Below are 15,751 nucleotides of genomic sequence, written 5' to 3' on the forward strand. Positions count from 1 at the left end.
GATGAGCATTCTCCAGGCCAACAGCCAGCCACCGCAGGGGTGGGCGTCGGTGGGGCAGGCGCTGGCCGGGCTTGGCGGCGCTGGTCGCGAGGACTCCTACAACCGCGGCATGGCCAAGGCCGCCCAGCTGGACCAGCTCGTGCAGACCGCGCGCTTCAGCCGCGAGAAGGCGATGGAGGCGGAGCGGGCGCGGGAGAAGCAGACCGGACTGTCCGACGAGCTGATCGCCGCCGGGTGGGACCCTGCGTCTGCGCGCGCCGCCGGGGCTTTCGCTGGATCCGGCCTCAACCCGAACGAATACGCGACGGCCCGGCTCTCGGGGCAGGAGTACGGGAACCGCGGCAACATCGTCGCGGAGGCCCTGCAGGGCAACCTGCCCGCAGCCGGCGCCTACAGCATGGGCCTCGCAAAGGGGCCGCTGGAGATGACCAAGATCGCCGATGGCACCGGCTACAACCCCTATCTGCAGGCGGATCAGGAGTACCACACCACGCCGGTGGGCCAGTCCACCATCGGCCAGCGCAACGCCTCTGCTGCGGCCAGCTACGCCAGCGCGAACAACTCCAACGCTTCAGCCGCGCGCGAGCGACAGGCGATGACGCTTGATCGCGCCGACACGATGGGCGGTAGCGGCGGGCGCGGCGCCATGAAGGCACCGAGCGGCTACCGCTGGGGAGCTGGCGGTGGCCTGGAGTTCATCCCGGGCGGTCCAGCCGATCCGTCCCAGAAGTCTGCAGGCGTTGCCACTGAGGGAGAGCGCAAGGCTGCGACGCTTCTCGCCAGGCTGGAAGGCTCGCTGGGCCAAATGAACACCGCGATCGCTGAGGACGAGGGGGCTGCCAAGCCGGGCATCCTGGCCGCGCTTGCGGGCAACATTCCCTTCTCTGGGGAGGCCGCTCGGAACGTGGTCAATTCCAGCGAGCGCCAGCGCGTAGAAGCAGCGCAGCTGGACATCCTTGACGCGGCCCTGACGCTCGGCACCGGTGCGGCCTACACGAAGGAGCAGCTGGAGGGTTACAGGAAGTCCTTCTTCCCGCAGCTGGGCGACACCGACGATACGGTCACAGACAAGCAGGCGCGATTGGACAACGTCGTGGATGCGGCTCGCATTGCCGCCGGTCGTGCGGCACCGGCCAGCGCCGGCGGAAGCGCGGCGCAGGCCTTCGGTGGTCCCGCTCCGCAGCCGCAGCGCGCTCGCAACCCTGCTACCGGTCAGGTGGTGGTCCTCCGTAACGGTCAGTGGGTGCCCGAATAATGGCCACGATTCCTCCGCTTCCCCCGGGCTTCGAATTGGAACCCGTCACTCCGGCCGGCGCAGGTGCACCGCCGCCGCCTCCCGGATTTGTGATGGAAGAATCCCCGACGACCGCACCCATCACTGATCTCCCGGCTGTGCAGGCGGTGGCACCTGACGGATGGGATTACGGCATAGGGCGCGACGCCATGTTCGGGCTGCGCTCAGTGCTCCAGGGCGGCGGTAGCCTGCTGGGTGCACTGGGCGGCGACGCACTGGGTGCGCTGGAGACTCGGGTCACTGGTCGTCCTGTCGCCTCTTTCAGGGACAACGCCGCGCGCCTGGCTGATGCTCTGGGTTTGCCGAAAGCGCAGACGGCCGGGGACCGCATCTATGGGGACGTGGGTGAGGCGCTCACTGGCACTGCGCTGACGTTGGGCGCGGGCGGCGGTCTCACGGCCAGCCGCGCCGTTGCACCTACCTTGGCGCGAGCCGCGCCTGCGCCGCGGGCATTGCCCAGCATCGGCGAGAGGGCAGGGGAATTTCTCACCGCCCAGCCTGCGCTCCAGGTGGCCAGTACGATTGGCGGCTCTGCTGCTGCTGGCGGTACTCGCGAAGCCGGCGGCGGCGCAGGCCTGCAGCTGGCCGCAGCTTTGGCCGGCGGCCTGGCTCCCGGCGCAGTGCCGCGGTTGCCGACGTCAGGGGTGATTTCTGCAGCTGGGCAGAACGCTGCGCGCGGGGCTATGCGCGGCAACGATCCCACCAATATCCGTCAGGTCCTGGCTGAGTTCGCGGAAGCGGGCGTACAGCCGAGCATGGGGCAGGCGACCGGGAATCGTGCTTTGCAGGCCACCGAAACCCTGCTGGGTAGCGTGCCGGGCTCTGCTGGAGTCATCGACCGGTTCGCGCAGCGGCAGGCCGGCCAGTTCGGCAACCGCATTGACGACCTGGCATCGTCGCTGGCTCCCGGCGGGGAGATCGTTGACCCGGAAATGGCCGGCCTCGCTATCCGGCAGGGCATCGGCGGCCCTGGCGGGTTCAAGGAGCTTTCGCGCGCGGAGAGCAACCGGCTGTATCAGGAGTTGGATCAGCTGATGCCGCAGGACAGCCGCGTGGATATCTCCAACGCCCAGGCGGCGCTGGCCGAGCTTAACCAGGCGATCCCGGGAGCGCCGGCTACCTCGCGCCTGTTCCAGAACGCGCGGCTGGGCGGGATCGAGGGCGGGCTGATCGATGACACCCAAGGCGTCAACGCGCTGCTGACGCAGCCGGGCATGCAGGAACAGGCGGACGCCTATCGTGGCTACCTGCAGGCGCAGGCACGCGCGATCGAGCAGAACAACTTGCGGCGGCAGCAGCTCGGCCTGCGCGGCGAAGAGCCCGTGCCTACGGCGGAGCAGATCGAGGAGAACGTGACCGCCACGCTGGGCAACATGGTGGATCAGCGGCTGCCCTACGAAGCGCTGCAGAAGCTGCGCTCCCTGGTCGGGCGCGAGATCGACAACGCCAACTTCGGCAGCGATGTGCCGCGCAGCATGTGGCGCCCGGTCTACGCCGCGCTGAGCCGTGACATGGAGGCGGCGGTGAATGCCACCGGCAACCCCCGGGCAGCCGAAGCGCTGCAGAACGCCAACAAGTACCACTCTGGGTACGTCGACCAGCTGGAGAACCTCGACTCGATCATCGGGAGCAAGGACGGTGAAGAGGCATTCCTAAAGGCGATCAGCGGCGCGAAGGACGGCCCGACGCGGCTGCGATCGGTCATGCAGGCGCTGCCAGAAAACGAGAAGAAGATGGTCAGCTCGGCGTTCATCCGCCGCATGGGCCGCGCGGTGGGCAGTCAGCAGGACGACCAGAACAGCGTGTTTTCGATGACCACGTTTTTGACGAATTGGGCCAACACCAGCCCGGAAGCCAGGAAGATCCTGTTCAACGGCTACGGGCCGGACTTCTCGCGCAACATGGAGACCATTGCCAAGGCAACCTCGCGCATCCGGGATGGTTCCAAGGTGTTCGCCAACCCGTCGGGGACAGCAGGGCGCGAGGCGCTTATCGGCCAGATCGCCACAACTGGGGCCGGCGCCGGTACAGCTATGGCAATGGGCAACGCTGGCGCGGCGTTCGTCACGATCGCCTCGTCATTGGGTAGTTCCGGAGTAGCGAATGGGTTGGCCAGGATCATGACCAGCCCGAAGTACGTGAACTGGCTGGCCCGCACGTCCGAGCTGCCGACAGGGGAACTCGCTAGCCAGCTTCAAGTCCTCAATGGAATCGCGGAAAGGTCACGAGATCCGGATATCGCGGAGGCAGCCACGGCAGCGGAACAAAGCCTCAGCGAGCAAACGACACAATGACGTATGTGAACCCCGCGATCACCAGAAGTCCGAGAGTAGCGATGCCCACAACCGGCCAGAAGGGGCTGGCGCTGACCTTGGCCAGTTCGGCGTCGCGCTTCTCTTCCTGAATCCGGCCCCAGCTCTTGGGGCTGAAATAGTCGTTCGTCTTCCACTTCGGCATGGTCGTTCCCTCCTGGTGCCGCGATCTTACCGCCCCTCGGGGCGGGTCTGCTTATAGCCTGGCCCGGTCTACTGGCCGGGATCAGGCAGCTTTCTGTATTCGAGCTCAAGAACACTTCCCCATAATGTAGGGGGGAACAGCTGCTCGACGCTGCGAATCGTAGGACCAAAATCGCCGATCTTCTGATCGAAGTTCGCGTCTTCCGAGCGTAGACGCTGCGCAAGTTCCACCACGTCCCTCAGCCCTTGAGGTTTAGCCTCTTCGGGGCAAGCCGCACCCCAGAGCATCTCGCCGACGCTTCTCGGCACAGCCGGCACCTCACGGCTGGCACTTGTGTGACCCCGCACATACTTACCGGCCGGGCTGTACTCTGCCGCGGACTGCACACTTATCGTTCGGCGGATGCAGTTGATCCGGAAAAGAGTTGAATCGCGGGCGCCATTATTCTTTCCCGTATACCTGTATTCGAACCAAGCAGTCGCAAAATCTCCGCGTCGCTCCAGGGTCGCGGTGTCGAGGAAAATTCCGTACTCGTCCTCGTTCCCATCGCCGGCATACTGCCAACGCTCCTGAGCGACAGCGTCTGTCGAAACCAGCACCAAGGCCAGCCCTATCAGAGCCTTCATCTAGTCCTCCATGACCCGGCCACTCCGGGCAGCGGGATGGTACCACCGCCCAGCCGCCGCCCGCCTTGGGAAGGAAAGGCCCGGTTGCCCGGGCCCTTTTGGTTGCACCACTGAAGTCCAGGCCCCTCAGCCCTGCTTGGGGCTCAAGCTCTTGAGGTAGGCATCCGTGCTCTCGTTCTTCCTTTTCTCTTCGAATGCCGCCAGGACAGAGGCCGCTTTCACGGACTTCTCCAAGATGGAGTCAAAATTGATGCCGCCAGGCCTGAAAGCGACGCCAGATACTGCCGGCGGCGGCGCTGCAATCTTGGCTGCTGCTGCGGCAGCGTAGATTTCGCGAACAAGCTGGTAATCCGTGTCCGGGTGAATCGTCTCTTCGCTCATTACCGTCTCCTTGGTAGCCCTGGCCAATCCGGGGCCTAGGCGCATCGTAGCCGATCCGTCGACCGGGCCGCCGTCGGGCGGGGCCGCTGAGAAAAATTAGCTATATCTTCATCCACTTGCGGACCTCTACCTGCAGGCGAGGGTCATCGTAGGTCTGGAATGGGGTGTGAACGATCTTCCACCCTGAAGAGACCAAATGGCGTTTGCGGTTGCCGCCATTAAATCTGAGATTTTTCCAGATGAGCATTGATCTGGCGGGATTATTCTTCTCTCTAAGGATTCGCTCGAGTGCGCCGGCTTCGATGTAGCCTTCTTTGGGCTTGGCGACGTCGCTGTGCAATAACCTACGAACATTCGCGTCGAAAATCGCTCTGGAGGGCTCGTCAGCGTAGTGCTCAACATCCAAGGGCTGGCTAAACCGGCGGATTCGCCAAACTATCAGGTCAAGCGCGGATAGCTCGACATCCTTCACGCGGTGCGAACCTAGTAGGTATCTGTCCACGTTCCAATCGGCGATGTTAGTGAATGCTCTCTGCTCGATCGGCGTTAGTTCAATGGCTATCCCTAGCTTGTCGCGAACATCGTTGAGGGCTGCCGTGATGTCGTGTCCGATGTGCTGCGTGCGTTGGCGATTCAGCATAAGTGTGCACTTCAGGTACTTCTCGATAGCTTGTTCGGCTGACCAAAGATACTGCGTCGTCAGGCCCGCTCTCATAGCCATTCGGGCAGCGATATAGTCACCGTCACCAGTGTCACGGAAGCAGCGGATTGCAAAAAAATTCACCTTGGCATGAAGCGGTACTGGCCGCTGCTTGGGCTTTTCGGAATATTCCATATCGTCTCTTGAACGGCTCGTTGCGCCACGAAAAGTGTACTCATGGTCCGCCTGAGTAGTAGGGGCAGTGTTGTGGATAACTCGTCCGTTGACCGCCCCCGTGCCGGGGGTAGGGTGGGGGGCACCTACCGCCAGCAGGGATATCAATGGACGCGATCGTTTTGGCCCCGAAGGGGCTGTTCTTCGACGGTGTGGATACCGTGGAAGACGAACTCACCGTTAGGCTCAACGCAGAAATCTACATCCGCTTCATACGGGTGGATTCGGCCCCATCATGCTTTGAAGCAGTGGAAGTGCTTTGTGCCAGTTCTCTAGGCCAACATCCACAAGCTTCAGTGCAAGGTGTTTGGTGGTCTCGCCCGGCAGCTCGCGAAGCTGATCAAGGAATCGCTTCTTATCTTGCGGGGGTAGATCAGCCGCCTCAATCTTCGAAGCAATAAGCTGCTTCAGCGTGTCCTCGTGTACCTTGATTGTTACAACGCCGAGGATTGCACCTAGGCCGCCGTCATCCGCTAGGAAATCAATCCCGCGAGCGGTGATCTTTCCGAAAATCAGCGGGCTTCCCATATTGAGGGAACCCAGGAAAGTCGCCTCGACAAGCCCGTGTTCTTCGAGATACGCCATGTTCGGGTCTAGCGCGCTCGGATCAATGTCTCGGGCCAGCTCAAGTGCTTCAACCTGCTCCGGGTAATCGCCCGCAAGGCGCTGAAGTAGCTTCCTCTGTACATCCCTGTCGATCTTCATTTGTCCGTCTCCGGTGGTGATTGGGTGGGTCGCACCTCCAACTCTACCGGCAGACGGGCGCCAGTCCGTTGAACCCTCCCGGCAGAAGGGCAGCATGGCCCCATCAATCCAAGGGGGTCACCGATGAGCCAGCTTCCATTGCCGATGACGCCGGGGCAGGCGCTCGATGCGGCGATCATTCCCGCCCTGCATGAGCTGGGGCCGAAGTACGACTCCCCCCGCGCGCGCGTCATGCTGCTGGCGATTGCTGGTCAGGAATCTGGACTGAAGTACCGCCGTCAGCAGCCCGGTCCGGCCCGCGGCCTGTGGCAGTTCGAGCAGGGCGGCGGCGTGCGGGGCGTTTTACGGCACACCGCCAGCGCGAAGGATGCCACCCGGCTGTGCCTCGATCACGGCGTGCTGCCGACGCCGGCCGCGCTGTATGGCGCCCTTGAACACGACGATGTGCTGGCCGCCGGCATTGCCCGCCTGCTGCTGTGGACGCTTCCTGGATCCCTGCCGCCGATTGGCGACGAGAACGGCGCCTGGGCGCAGTACATCGAAGCGTGGCGTCCAGGGAAACCACACCGCGACCGCTGGGCGGCCAACTACCGCGCTGCTGCTTCGGCGGTGTCGTGATGGAGGAGACGACCGCACCTTGGTGGCTCGCCGGTGGCGCCGCCGCCCTGTGGATCGCGCGTGAGTTCATCGGTGCCGTGTTGAGCCGCAAGCAGGACAAGGCGGAATCCGACGGTAGTGTCGCGCTGATCGCCGGCCTCACCGCTCGCGTAGAAGGCTTGGAAGCGAGCCAGATCAAGCTTGGCCAACAGCTGGCCGACGAGATGAAGCTGCGCATGGCTGCTCAGGAAGAGGCGCATCGATTGCGGCTTCGCGTCCTTTCGTTGGAAGCGTCTCTGCGCGGACTTGGTGCCGTTATCCCTCCGGAGGTGGCTGGATGAACCGCACCCTGATTGCTGTGCTGGCCTTCGTGGCCTGGTCCGCTGCCATGTTCAGTGCCGGCTGGGCATGGCGTGGTGATCGTGCCGAGGGCGCTGAAGCCCGGCAGCAGGCCAGCACCAGCACCACGGTGGTCGAGCAGGTCAACCAGACCCGCGCCGCCGAACACACCCAGGCCGACAAACTGGCCACCATCGGAGCGAAGCATGAAGAAGACCGCGCTGCGGCCGAGACCGTCCCTGCTGCTGTTGTGGCTGAGCTGCGTGCTGGCACTGTCCGGTTGCGCCACGACCTCGCCACCTGCCACACCGGTCGCCTGTCCGAAGCTGCCGCCGGCGCCGCCCAACGTGATGCGCCCGCCGACCTCGGAGTCACGGTTGCGGGCCCTGCTATTGGAATCGGTCGAGACGCCGACGACCAACTCCGCGCCTGCCAAGCCGTGATCGCAGCGGACCGCGCCGAGACGCCCTGATGGCTGATCGCAAGGTCAAACTGAAGGACCAGCTGGGGCGCGTCGTCAGGCTTGATGACGGCAACGCCGGCGCGACCCTGGGCAAGAACCTGTTCGGCACGGACGGGAAGCTGCTGACCGCAGATCAAATCGTCAACCCGCCGCCCGGGAAGCAGAAAGCGGCAGGTACGCTGTGGCGACTGATCCGCGAGATCCCTGGGAACATCAGGAGCATCGCAGGTCTCGAAGGCACCGGGTTTGCGGGGCGACGCGGCAGCGGCGAGTGGGCGCTTAGGACGCTACAGCCCGGCGGCGGGGTCAAGGTTGACCATGGCGACGGCGATGCAGGCGATCCGGCTATCGGCCTCACTGACGAGGCCCTTGCTTCTCTGGCGCTGGCCGACAGTTCCGTTCAGCAGATCATCGAAGGCGAGGGCGTGGAGGTCGACTCATCCGACCCGCAGCGTCCGATCATCTCGGCAGACTCAACGGCCTTTCTTTACCCCCAGCTCTTCAGTCAGGCCGGTGAGGCGCTGACCGACCAGCAGGGAAGGCCGCTTCGCCAGAACACGCCATCCATACCCTACGAGTACCTCACCGGCCCGGGCACTGGCTTCCTCCAGCGGGACGCATCGGGCGTGTGGTCGCTGTCCACGCTCAACGCCTTGCCGCCGATGACGCTGGTCGTGGCCAACGCGCTCACTGGCGTGGCCGACTTCCAGATGGTGGCGATCACCGACCTGGCCGGCGGCCGCGAGCCTTGCTGGTACGACTCGACCGTGGCCAGCGGCACGAAATGGCGCCGCTTCTCTGACCGGAGCATCGCAACCTGATGGCCACTCTTCCCACCATAGGTCCGACCCTGGGCCCGCTGACTGGCTCGGCGTTGATCGCGCTGGTCGGCTACGACTTCGATAGGTGATACACCATGGCCAAGTACGCTTCTGACTTCCCCGCGGCGTCTGCGCTCTCCTCAGCGGATCTACTCCAGCTTGTTCAGTCTGGCGCAGACCGTCGCGCCACACTCGCGCAGCTACTGGCCTTCATCGGCGCAGACCGCCGCACGGTCACCGCCGCGACCGTCGCGGCTGGAGCCTTCACACTCAACTGCAGCCTGGGCGACAATTTCACTGTGCTGATGACGGCGAATGCCGCGCTCTCCGTGAGCAATCTTGCTGGCGTCGGGAAGGCGACCGAGTTCGAGCTGCAAATAACCCAGGACGGCACTGGAGGGCGAACCCTGACGCTACCTGCATCCTTCCGTGCCCTGGGTGGCAGTGACGTTACGATCGCGCCTGGGCCTAACGCGGTCACGGTCCTGTCCGCCAAAACCTTCGACAACGGCACTACTTGGCAGTATGCGATGCAGGAGAGTGCCTAATGCTGCGCCGGCTGATGCTCTCGCTGTCGGCGGAATGGTCGCCAGCCAATATGGCCCAGCCGCCGAAAATCTGGCTGGACGATGCATCGCCAGTGACGCTGGTAGGCGGGGCCGTGTCCGTGTGGAGCGACCGAAGCGGCAATGGCAACGACTTCACCCAGGCGAGCACCTCTGAGCGGCCTGTGCCCGTGGCGGGCGAGCTAGCCGGCCGGCAGGTGGTGAGGTTTGACGGCACCAACGACCGACTTCTGGGCAGCGCTGCCTCCACGCTGGCGATTACGCGAAACGTTGGTTCAGCGTGGTGTCTAGGTGTAGTGCGCAAGCGTGGCGTGGATTCGACCGGTTCGTCCAAGATCCTTTTTCGAGCGGATACTGGCGCTGTAGGCGGCACGGAGCGGTGGGGCATGCGGCTCAGCAATACCAGTCGGGCAAATCTTCCCGAGATGGGGGTGCGCAGGCTCGATGCCGACACCTATGCGACGCTCGCCGGAGGCATCCAGGTAGGAACCACTTGGCATATCGCTCTCTTCACGATTGACTGGCAGAACCGGATCGGAAGAATCGCGATCGATGGCACGCAGGTTGCGCTCAACGCAACGTTGACGACTGCGGGGAGCACCAGCGATACCAGTTCCGCTCAACCAATCGCAATCTGTGGCCATCCCACAGCTACAGGCAACTTCCTGGATGCAGACGTGGCAGCCATGCTTGTGGGGAGCGGAGCGGCGCTTCCAAGCACCTCTGACCTGCAGAAGCTGGAAGGGTGGGCAGCTTGGCGCTATGGGCTGGTGGGGCTGCTGCCGGCCGGGCATCCCTACAAGCTATCACCGCCATCTTCCTGATCGCAGTATCTGAGACGCCCGGGCGTATCCTGCGGGCATGGACACCCCAGACAAGCCAGACACCCCCGAACCCGACGACCGCCCGGACCCCACCAAGATGGCGCCGGGCTATGCTCACCTGCTGCTACACGACACCCGGACCCCGGAGGAAAAGCTTGCCGCCTCGTTGAAGGAGTCGGCGAGGCGAAAGGGCAGGCGGTCGAAGTGGTGGGAGAAGGACGGGGAGTGACGCAGTTTCCTGTGCAGTTTTTGTGCAGTCGTTGGGGCGGAAGTGGGGTTTTTAGTCCACCTGCGCCCCATAAGAATCAATAAGTTGCGCTGGTACATGTGACTTAAAATCCGCCGGGGGCAACCCCATGCCGGTTCGATTCCGGCCCCGGGCACCAACGGCCAGTTTCACGCGTTGCCCGCGCAACGCAAACTTTACGCAGCCGGCCGCGTGCCGCCGTACGCTGCGCAGCAACTCACCTCGGACACGCCACATGGCAAACGCAGTACGTGCAGGGAAAGCACTGGTGTGGGGCGTCGCGCTGCTGTTGGGCGGCGTGGCCCATGCGCAGGCCCAGACGCAGGTGCCGGCGCAGGCCGCAGGCGAGGTGATCGATCTCGCCCCGGTGGTGGTCTCGGGTGAGCAGCCCGGGCCAGGCATGTGGCAGGTTCGCAACGCCCAGGGCCACACACTGTGGATTCTCGGGACGGTTTCGCCGCTGCCAGCCAAGCTGGAGTGGCGCGCCGACGAGGTGCAGGCGGTGATCGCCAGCGCGCAGGAAGTGCTCGGTTCGCCGGGCTGGACACTGGATGCCGACGTGGGCTTTTTCCGCGGCCTGACCCTGGTGCCCTCGGCGATGAAGGCTGCCCGTGATCCCGACGGACGCACCTTGCGCGATGTGTTGCCGCCCGATCTCTATGCGCGCTGGGAAGTGCTCAAACAGCGCCACATCGGCCGCGACAGAGGCATCGAGAAAGACCGGCCCTTGGTGGCCGCGACCCAGCTGTATGCCGCCGCACTGAAGGATGTCGGCCTCGGCCGTTCCTCACCGGTGTCCAGGATCGTGCAGAAGGCCAGCAAGGCGCACGGTCTCACGCCGGTCTCGACCCAGGTCACGATCAAGATCGCCGACCCGCGGCAGGCGTTGAAGGAAGTGCGTGGCACTGCCTTGCAGGATGTCGAGTGCTTCCGCCGCACCCTGGATGTGGTCGAACACGGCTTGCCGCTGCTGGCCGAGCGCGCCAACGCCTGGTCGGTCGGTGATATCGAGGCACTGGAGCGGCTGGCGGTGAAGGGGCAGTACCTGGCCTGCGTGGATGCCGTGGCCAACAGCGATTTCGGGCGGCGGCGTGGCTTGACCGATGTCGATGCGCAGGCGCACCGCAAATGGATGACCATGGCCGGCGAGGCGTTGGCGCGCAATGCGGTCACCTTTGCGACCGTCCCGGTCACCTCGCTGCTGACGCCCGGTGGCTATGCCGATCAACTGCGTGCCCGGGGCTATGAGGTCCAAGCACCGGAATGAGGTGTGAGTAACGGGCGATTGGTAACGAGACCGCTCTCACATCCGGTGTCTACCCAGTGCGAAAGCTTCATGGCATAGTCAGCTTCAGTTCATTCCGGAAATCCTTCATGCCGCTGCATGCGGTCGCTTATGTCAGCGACGCTATCGATGGAATCGAAACGTCTGATATCGATCAGATCCTGCGAGCAGCAATGGGGTTCAACAAAGTGGCAGGCGTGACCGGCGTGCTGATGTTCGACGGCCGGTGTTTCCTGCAGTACTTCGAGGGCCCGGAGGACGGTGTCGACTCGGTGTTCCAGCGCGTGTTCAACGCGCGCATCCATACGAATCTGCGCGAACTCGCGCGAGGGTTCGTGGAGACCCGTCATTTCCCCTGCTGGACGATGGCATCGGCAGCGGTCGAACCGGATGCGCTTGCGCGAATCGTCCAGGCGCCCTGGCAGGGGTTCCAACAGCGGTGTTCCGGGCAGGGCGACATGCCCGCAGGGTTTGGTCGTCTGCTGGAGGCATGGACCGGTGTGTCCGGCGAGTTGGAACCGGCAGCAGTGACATTGGGTTCGTAACGCAAAACAACGTTGGCCGTAACACAATGATCACGGTTGCACGCCTATCCTCTTTCTACCAGCTGTGACCAGTCTTGCGGGGTTTGCCCTTGGAGGCTGTCTGAAAGGGTAGTAACCGCAGCTGGACCATTATTCCTTTGGCCGTCGTCCGTACTCTCCGCGGGCGGCGGCTTTGTTCTTTGTGGGGCAGGGTCGGGCGCGTTAGTCTTGCACCACCTGTCTCCCGGCTCCGTATCGCATGACGTATCCCCTGATGATGCCCCGCCTGATGGCTGGCCCGGTTCCGCGGTGCGGAGCCGCTCGATGACGCACGCCATCTCCGCGGCGGGGTCCGCGCGCATCGGGGTCATCGGGCTCGGCTACGTTGGGCTGCCGTTGACAGTGACCTTCGGCCGGCACCAGGCCACGGTGGGATACGACATCGATCATGCGCGGGTGGCCGAGCTGCAGCGTGGCATGGATCACACCCTGGAACTGGACGCGGATGAACTGGCTGCTGCGGCGCATGCCCGCTACACCGCCGATCCTTCAGAGCTGGCCGGGTGCAATGTCTACATCGTGACCGTGCCCACCCCGATCGATGCGCATGAGCAGCCCGATCTGGGGCCGCTGCGCAGTGCCAGCACCCTGATCGCCGGGCTGCTCACGCCGGGCGACATCGTGATCTACGAATCCACCGTCTACCCGGGCACGACAGAAGAAGTCTGCGTGCCGCTGCTGGAGGCCGGATCGGGGCTGCGCTTCAACGTCGATTTCTATTGCGGCTACAGCCCGGAACGGATCAACCCGGGCGATCGCGAACGACGGTTGCCGGACATCCGCAAGATCACCTCCGGCTCGACGCCGGAAGTCGCCGCCGTGGTCGATGCCTTGTACAAGGGCATCATCACGGCCGGTACCTGGCCGGCACCCTCGATCCGCGTGGCCGAAGCGGCCAAGGTGATCGAGAACATCCAGCGCGACGTCAACATCGCGCTGGTCAACGAGCTGGCGTTGATCTTCGATCGGCTCGGCATCGATACCCAGGACGTGCTGGATGCGGCCGGCAGCAAGTGGAACTTCCTCCCGTTCCGTCCCGGCCTGGTCGGCGGCCACTGCATCGGCGTGGACCCGTACTACCTGCTGCACAAGTCCGAGAGCGTGGGGTATCACCCGGACCTGATCCACACCGCGCGCCAGGTCAACAACCGGGTCGGCGAGCATGTCGCACAACGCGTGCTGGCACTGCTGGCATCACGCAGCATCGATGTCGCGCAGGCACGCGTGCTGGTGCTGGGCGTGACCTTCAAGGAGAACTGCCCGGACCTGCGCAACAGCCGCGCGTTGGAACTGGCGCAGCGTCTGCAGGCCTGTGGCGCCCGGGTGGACGTGCAGGACCCGTGGGTCGGGCCGGCCGCACTGGCCGATGCGGGCGTGCGCTGGGTCGACGCCCCGGATGCGGCCGGCTATGACGCCGTCGTACTGGCGGTGGCGCACGATCGTTTCCGTGCCTTCGACGCCGCACAGGTGCGCGCGCTGCTCACGCCGGGCGGTGTGGTGTACGACGTCAAATCCGTGTGGCCCCGGGAAGTGGTGGACGACCGCCTGTAGACTCGGGGGCAGCTATTGATTGAGGAAAGCCATGCATCGCTATCTCGCGTATCTGCTCGCCATCCTGTTGTTCCCGGTCTGCGTGTGGTTGGCCACGATCTGGCCCGCCTGGTACTGGGGCGTGGGCGTGACGGCGTTGCTGGTCGTGCTGGGCACCTGGGATCTGCTGCAGAAGCGCAGCACGCTGCGGCGCAACTATCCGGTGATGGCGCACTTCCGCTACGGGCTGGAGTCGATCGGGCCGGAGATCCGCCAGTACTTCGTGCAGAGCGATCTGGAGGATGTGCCGTTCTCGCGCCAGCAGCGCGCGCTGATCTACCAGCGCTCCAAGAATGAAATGGACGTGGTGCCGTTCGGTACGCTGCGCAGCACCTATGCGGTGGACTACGAGTGGATCAACCATTCGCTGGCGCCGACCGAGATCGGCCACCACGATTTCCGCATCCAGATCGGCCCGAACTGCGCCAAGCCGTATTCGGCCAGCGTGTTCAACATCTCCGCGATGAGCTTCGGTTCGTTGTCGGCGAACGCGATCCGCGCCCTCAACGAAGGCGCGCGCCGGGGCAGCTTCTATCACGACACCGGCGAAGGATCGATTTCGCCGTATCACCGCGAAATGGGCGGCGACCTGGTCTGGGAAATCGGCTCGGGCTACTTCGGGTGCCGTGACGATGCCGGTGGGTTCAGCGAAGAGAAGTTCGTCGCCAACGCCACCCATGATCAGGTCAAGATGATCGAGATCAAGCTCTCGCAGGGCGCCAAGCCAGGTCATGGCGGCGTTCTGCCGGCGGCGAAAGTGAGCGAGGAGATTTCGATCACCCGTGGCGTGCCGATGGGCGTGGATTGCGTATCGCCTTCCAAGCACAGCGCGTTCAATACGCCGGTGGAACTGCTGCAGTTCGTCGCGCGGCTGCGGGAGTTGTCCGGCGGCAAGCCGGTCGGGTTCAAGCTGGCCATCGGTCATCCCTGGGAGTGGTTCGGCATCGCCAAGGCGATGCAGGAAACCGGGCTGTTGCCGGATTTCATCGTGGGCGATGGCGCCGAAGGCGGTACCGGTGCGGCGCCGGCCGAGTTCATCGATCACGTGGGTGTGCCGATGCACGAAGCGCTGTTGCTGGTGCACAACACCCTGGTCGGACTGGACCTGCGCGATCGCATCCGCGTGGGCGCGGCGGGCAAGGTCACCAGTGCCTTTGAGATCGCACGCACCATCGCGCTGGGTGCGGACTGGTGCAATGCCGGGCGTGGCTTCATGTTCGCGCTGGGCTGCATCCAGTCGCTGAGCTGCCACAGTGATAAATGCCCGACCGGCATTGCCACGCAGAACCCGCATCGCTGGCGTCACCTGGACGCGGCCGACAAGGCCACACGCGTGCACAACTACCACGAGAACACCCTGCGGGCGCTGCGCGACCTGCTGTGCGCGGCCGGCTTGAACGATCCTTCCGAGCTGGGGCCGGAGCACATCCTGCGCCGCGTCTCGCCGGTGGAGATCCGCTCACTGGCCTCGCTGTACCGCTATCTGGCCCCGGGTGAGCTGCTGCGCAAAGTGCCCGACCATGCGGTCTTCCACGATTACTGGGCCGATGCGCGCAGTGATTCGTTCCAGCCGCCGGCGCGCATCCAGGCGCTGCGGACGAGTAAATCGCGATGACCGATGCGCGCGACGTGCGCTTGCGCGTTGGCCGTGCCGAGGAGGCGGACAGGCTGTGGCTTCTGCGCACGCGCTGCGTACGTGAGCTGTGCAGCGCGGCCTATCCGCCGGAGGTGATCGCGCCGTGGTCGGCCTCACCGCCACCGGAACACTACCGCGCGCTGCTCGCCGCCGGTGGCTGCGTGATTGCCGAAGATGCCGACGGCGCGCTGTTGGGCTATGGCGTGATCGATCTGGCCGGCAACGAGATCGATGCGCTGTTCGTTGATCCCGACTGCGGTGGCCGTGGCATCGGTCTGACCGTGATGCAGGCGATGGAGGCGTTGGCCGACCCGGCGCGGCCGCTGGTGCTCTCGGCCTCGCTCAACGCGGTCCCGTTCTATCGTCGCTGTGGTTTTGAAGCGCTGCGCGAGGAGAGCTACCCGCACCCCAGCGGCGTGTCGCTCGCCTCGGTGCGGATGCAGCGCAGGCGCTGATGCCCGG

Annotated in this window: 18 protein-coding genes; 13 read left to right on the forward strand and 5 right to left on the reverse strand. The window is 64.6% G+C overall.

Translation table 11 applies throughout. The annotated features are described in order from the left end of the window. The first annotated feature begins 1 nt into the window (after position 1). Both ACE026_RS04675 and ACE026_RS04680 read left to right on the forward strand, forming a co-directional pair. Positions 2 to 1,255: a hypothetical protein gene (locus ACE026_RS04675; RefSeq protein ID WP_486038159.1), complete on the forward strand. Its 1,254-nt coding sequence runs from the start codon at positions 2 to 4 to the stop codon at positions 1,253 to 1,255. A 92-nt stretch (positions 1,256 to 1,347) separates the two neighbouring features. Beyond that, positions 1,348 to 3,588, forward strand: a complete 2,241-nt coding sequence (locus ACE026_RS04680; RefSeq protein WP_486038161.1) for a hypothetical protein — start codon at positions 1,348 to 1,350, stop codon at positions 3,586 to 3,588. On the opposite strand, the gene ACE026_RS04685 is transcribed toward ACE026_RS04680, so the two are convergent. The 5 genes from ACE026_RS04685 to ACE026_RS04705 all read right to left on the reverse strand — a co-directional run bounded on the left by ACE026_RS04685 (position 3,566) and on the right by ACE026_RS04705 (position 6,337). Further along, positions 3,566 to 3,751 (reverse strand): hypothetical protein, encoded by a 186-nt coding sequence (locus ACE026_RS04685; RefSeq protein WP_486038163.1) that lies wholly within the window; start codon positions 3,749 to 3,751, stop codon positions 3,566 to 3,568. The genes ACE026_RS04680 and ACE026_RS04685 overlap by 23 nt on opposite strands. 68 nt (positions 3,752 to 3,819) lie before the next feature. Continuing rightward, positions 3,820 to 4,377 carry a surface-adhesin E family protein gene (locus ACE026_RS04690; RefSeq protein ID WP_486038165.1) on the reverse strand — a complete coding sequence of 186 codons (558 nt, stop codon included), beginning with the start codon at positions 4,375 to 4,377 and terminating at the stop codon, positions 3,820 to 3,822. A gap of 126 nt (positions 4,378 to 4,503) precedes the next feature. Beyond that, the gene (locus tag ACE026_RS04695; protein WP_486038167.1) at positions 4,504 to 4,758 is read right to left on the reverse strand and encodes a hypothetical protein; all 255 of its coding nucleotides are present in this window, start codon (positions 4,756 to 4,758) and stop codon (positions 4,504 to 4,506) included. Positions 4,759 to 4,858: 100 nt separating this feature from the next. Continuing rightward, complete coding sequence (locus ACE026_RS04700) at positions 4,859 to 5,593, reverse strand: HEPN domain-containing protein (RefSeq protein ID WP_486038169.1); 735 nt, start codon at positions 5,591 to 5,593, stop codon at positions 4,859 to 4,861. 249 nt (positions 5,594 to 5,842) lie between these two features. Beyond that, on the reverse strand, positions 5,843 to 6,337 hold the full coding sequence (locus tag ACE026_RS04705; protein ID WP_486038170.1) for a hypothetical protein: 495 nt from the start codon (positions 6,335 to 6,337) through the stop codon (positions 5,843 to 5,845). A 123-nt stretch (positions 6,338 to 6,460) separates the two neighbouring features. Between ACE026_RS04705 and ACE026_RS04710 the strand changes: the two genes are divergently transcribed. The 11 genes from ACE026_RS04710 (at position 6,461) to ACE026_RS04760 (ending at position 15,744) form a co-directional block, all read left to right on the forward strand. Then, entirely contained in the window at positions 6,461 to 6,955 is a 495-nt protein-coding gene (locus ACE026_RS04710; protein WP_486038172.1) for a hypothetical protein, read from the forward strand. Then, a complete protein-coding gene (locus ACE026_RS04715) occupies positions 6,955 to 7,275 on the forward strand; it encodes a hypothetical protein (RefSeq protein WP_167390401.1) in 321 nt (106 codons plus the stop codon). The genes ACE026_RS04710 and ACE026_RS04715 overlap by 1 nt, the downstream gene beginning before the upstream one ends. Further along, the gene (locus ACE026_RS04720; RefSeq protein ID WP_486038174.1) at positions 7,272 to 7,745 is read left to right on the forward strand and encodes a lysis system i-spanin subunit Rz; all 474 of its coding nucleotides are present in this window, start codon (positions 7,272 to 7,274) and stop codon (positions 7,743 to 7,745) included. Before ACE026_RS04715 ends, ACE026_RS04720 begins: the two co-directional genes overlap by 4 nt. Next, a complete protein-coding gene (locus ACE026_RS04725; RefSeq protein ID WP_486038175.1) occupies positions 7,745 to 8,557 on the forward strand; it encodes a hypothetical protein in 813 nt (270 codons plus the stop codon). The genes ACE026_RS04720 and ACE026_RS04725 overlap by 1 nt, the downstream gene beginning before the upstream one ends. A 95-nt stretch (positions 8,558 to 8,652) precedes the next feature. After that, complete coding sequence (locus tag ACE026_RS04730; protein WP_486038176.1) at positions 8,653 to 9,105, forward strand: hypothetical protein; 453 nt, start codon at positions 8,653 to 8,655, stop codon at positions 9,103 to 9,105. Then, positions 9,105 to 9,947: a hypothetical protein gene (locus ACE026_RS04735; protein ID WP_486038177.1), complete on the forward strand. Its 843-nt coding sequence runs from the start codon at positions 9,105 to 9,107 to the stop codon at positions 9,945 to 9,947. The genes ACE026_RS04730 and ACE026_RS04735 overlap by 1 nt, the downstream gene beginning before the upstream one ends. Before the next feature lie 482 nt (positions 9,948 to 10,429). Next, on the forward strand, positions 10,430 to 11,461 hold the full coding sequence (locus ACE026_RS04740; RefSeq protein ID WP_486038178.1) for a TraB/GumN family protein: 1,032 nt from the start codon (positions 10,430 to 10,432) through the stop codon (positions 11,459 to 11,461). 107 nt (positions 11,462 to 11,568) lie between these two features. Beyond that, positions 11,569 to 12,024, forward strand: coding sequence for a BLUF domain-containing protein (locus ACE026_RS04745; RefSeq protein ID WP_486038179.1), 456 nt, complete (start codon positions 11,569 to 11,571; stop codon positions 12,022 to 12,024). 303 nt (positions 12,025 to 12,327) lie between these two features. After that, positions 12,328 to 13,614 (forward strand): nucleotide sugar dehydrogenase, encoded by a 1,287-nt coding sequence (locus ACE026_RS04750; protein WP_486038180.1) that lies wholly within the window; start codon positions 12,328 to 12,330, stop codon positions 13,612 to 13,614. A 31-nt stretch (positions 13,615 to 13,645) separates the two neighbouring features. Then, positions 13,646 to 15,268, forward strand: a complete 1,623-nt coding sequence (locus ACE026_RS04755) for an FMN-binding glutamate synthase family protein (RefSeq protein ID WP_486038181.1) — start codon at positions 13,646 to 13,648, stop codon at positions 15,266 to 15,268. Between the two features lie 14 nt (positions 15,269 to 15,282). Beyond that, a complete protein-coding gene (locus ACE026_RS04760; protein WP_486038288.1) occupies positions 15,283 to 15,744 on the forward strand; it encodes a GNAT family N-acetyltransferase in 462 nt (153 codons plus the stop codon). Positions 15,745 to 15,751: the final 7 nt, after the last annotated feature.

The organism is Stenotrophomonas sp. AGC87 (assembly GCF_057333975.1).

Excerpts from the sequence above, each read along its gene's own strand:
- ACE026_RS04695 (WP_486038167.1), bottom strand. The coding sequence starts at position 4,758 with ATGAGCGAAGAGACGATTCACCCGGACACGGATTACCAGCTTGTTCGC.
- ACE026_RS04715 (WP_167390401.1), top strand. The coding sequence starts at position 6,955 with ATGGAGGAGACGACCGCACCTTGGTGGCTCGCCGGTGGCGCCGCCGCC.
- ACE026_RS04755 (WP_486038181.1), top strand. The coding sequence starts at position 13,646 with ATGCATCGCTATCTCGCGTATCTGCTCGCCATCCTGTTGTTCCCGGTC.
- ACE026_RS04685 (WP_486038163.1), bottom strand. The coding sequence starts at position 3,751 with ATGCCGAAGTGGAAGACGAACGACTATTTCAGCCCCAAGAGCTGGGGC.
- ACE026_RS04705 (WP_486038170.1), bottom strand. The coding sequence starts at position 6,337 with ATGAAGATCGACAGGGATGTACAGAGGAAGCTACTTCAGCGCCTTGCG.
- ACE026_RS04690 (WP_486038165.1), bottom strand. The coding sequence starts at position 4,377 with ATGAAGGCTCTGATAGGGCTGGCCTTGGTGCTGGTTTCGACAGACGCT.
- ACE026_RS04710 (WP_486038172.1), top strand. The coding sequence starts at position 6,461 with ATGAGCCAGCTTCCATTGCCGATGACGCCGGGGCAGGCGCTCGATGCG.
- ACE026_RS04720 (WP_486038174.1), top strand. The coding sequence starts at position 7,272 with ATGAACCGCACCCTGATTGCTGTGCTGGCCTTCGTGGCCTGGTCCGCT.
- ACE026_RS04740 (WP_486038178.1), top strand. The coding sequence starts at position 10,430 with ATGGCAAACGCAGTACGTGCAGGGAAAGCACTGGTGTGGGGCGTCGCG.
- ACE026_RS04675 (WP_486038159.1), top strand. The coding sequence starts at position 2 with ATGAGCATTCTCCAGGCCAACAGCCAGCCACCGCAGGGGTGGGCGTCG.
- ACE026_RS04750 (WP_486038180.1), top strand. The coding sequence starts at position 12,328 with ATGACGCACGCCATCTCCGCGGCGGGGTCCGCGCGCATCGGGGTCATC.
- ACE026_RS04680 (WP_486038161.1), top strand. The coding sequence starts at position 1,348 with ATGGAAGAATCCCCGACGACCGCACCCATCACTGATCTCCCGGCTGTG.
- ACE026_RS04735 (WP_486038177.1), top strand. The coding sequence starts at position 9,105 with ATGCTGCGCCGGCTGATGCTCTCGCTGTCGGCGGAATGGTCGCCAGCC.
- ACE026_RS04730 (WP_486038176.1), top strand. The coding sequence starts at position 8,653 with ATGGCCAAGTACGCTTCTGACTTCCCCGCGGCGTCTGCGCTCTCCTCA.
- ACE026_RS04725 (WP_486038175.1), top strand. The coding sequence starts at position 7,745 with ATGGCTGATCGCAAGGTCAAACTGAAGGACCAGCTGGGGCGCGTCGTC.
- ACE026_RS04745 (WP_486038179.1), top strand. The coding sequence starts at position 11,569 with ATGCCGCTGCATGCGGTCGCTTATGTCAGCGACGCTATCGATGGAATC.
- ACE026_RS04700 (WP_486038169.1), bottom strand. The coding sequence starts at position 5,593 with ATGGAATATTCCGAAAAGCCCAAGCAGCGGCCAGTACCGCTTCATGCC.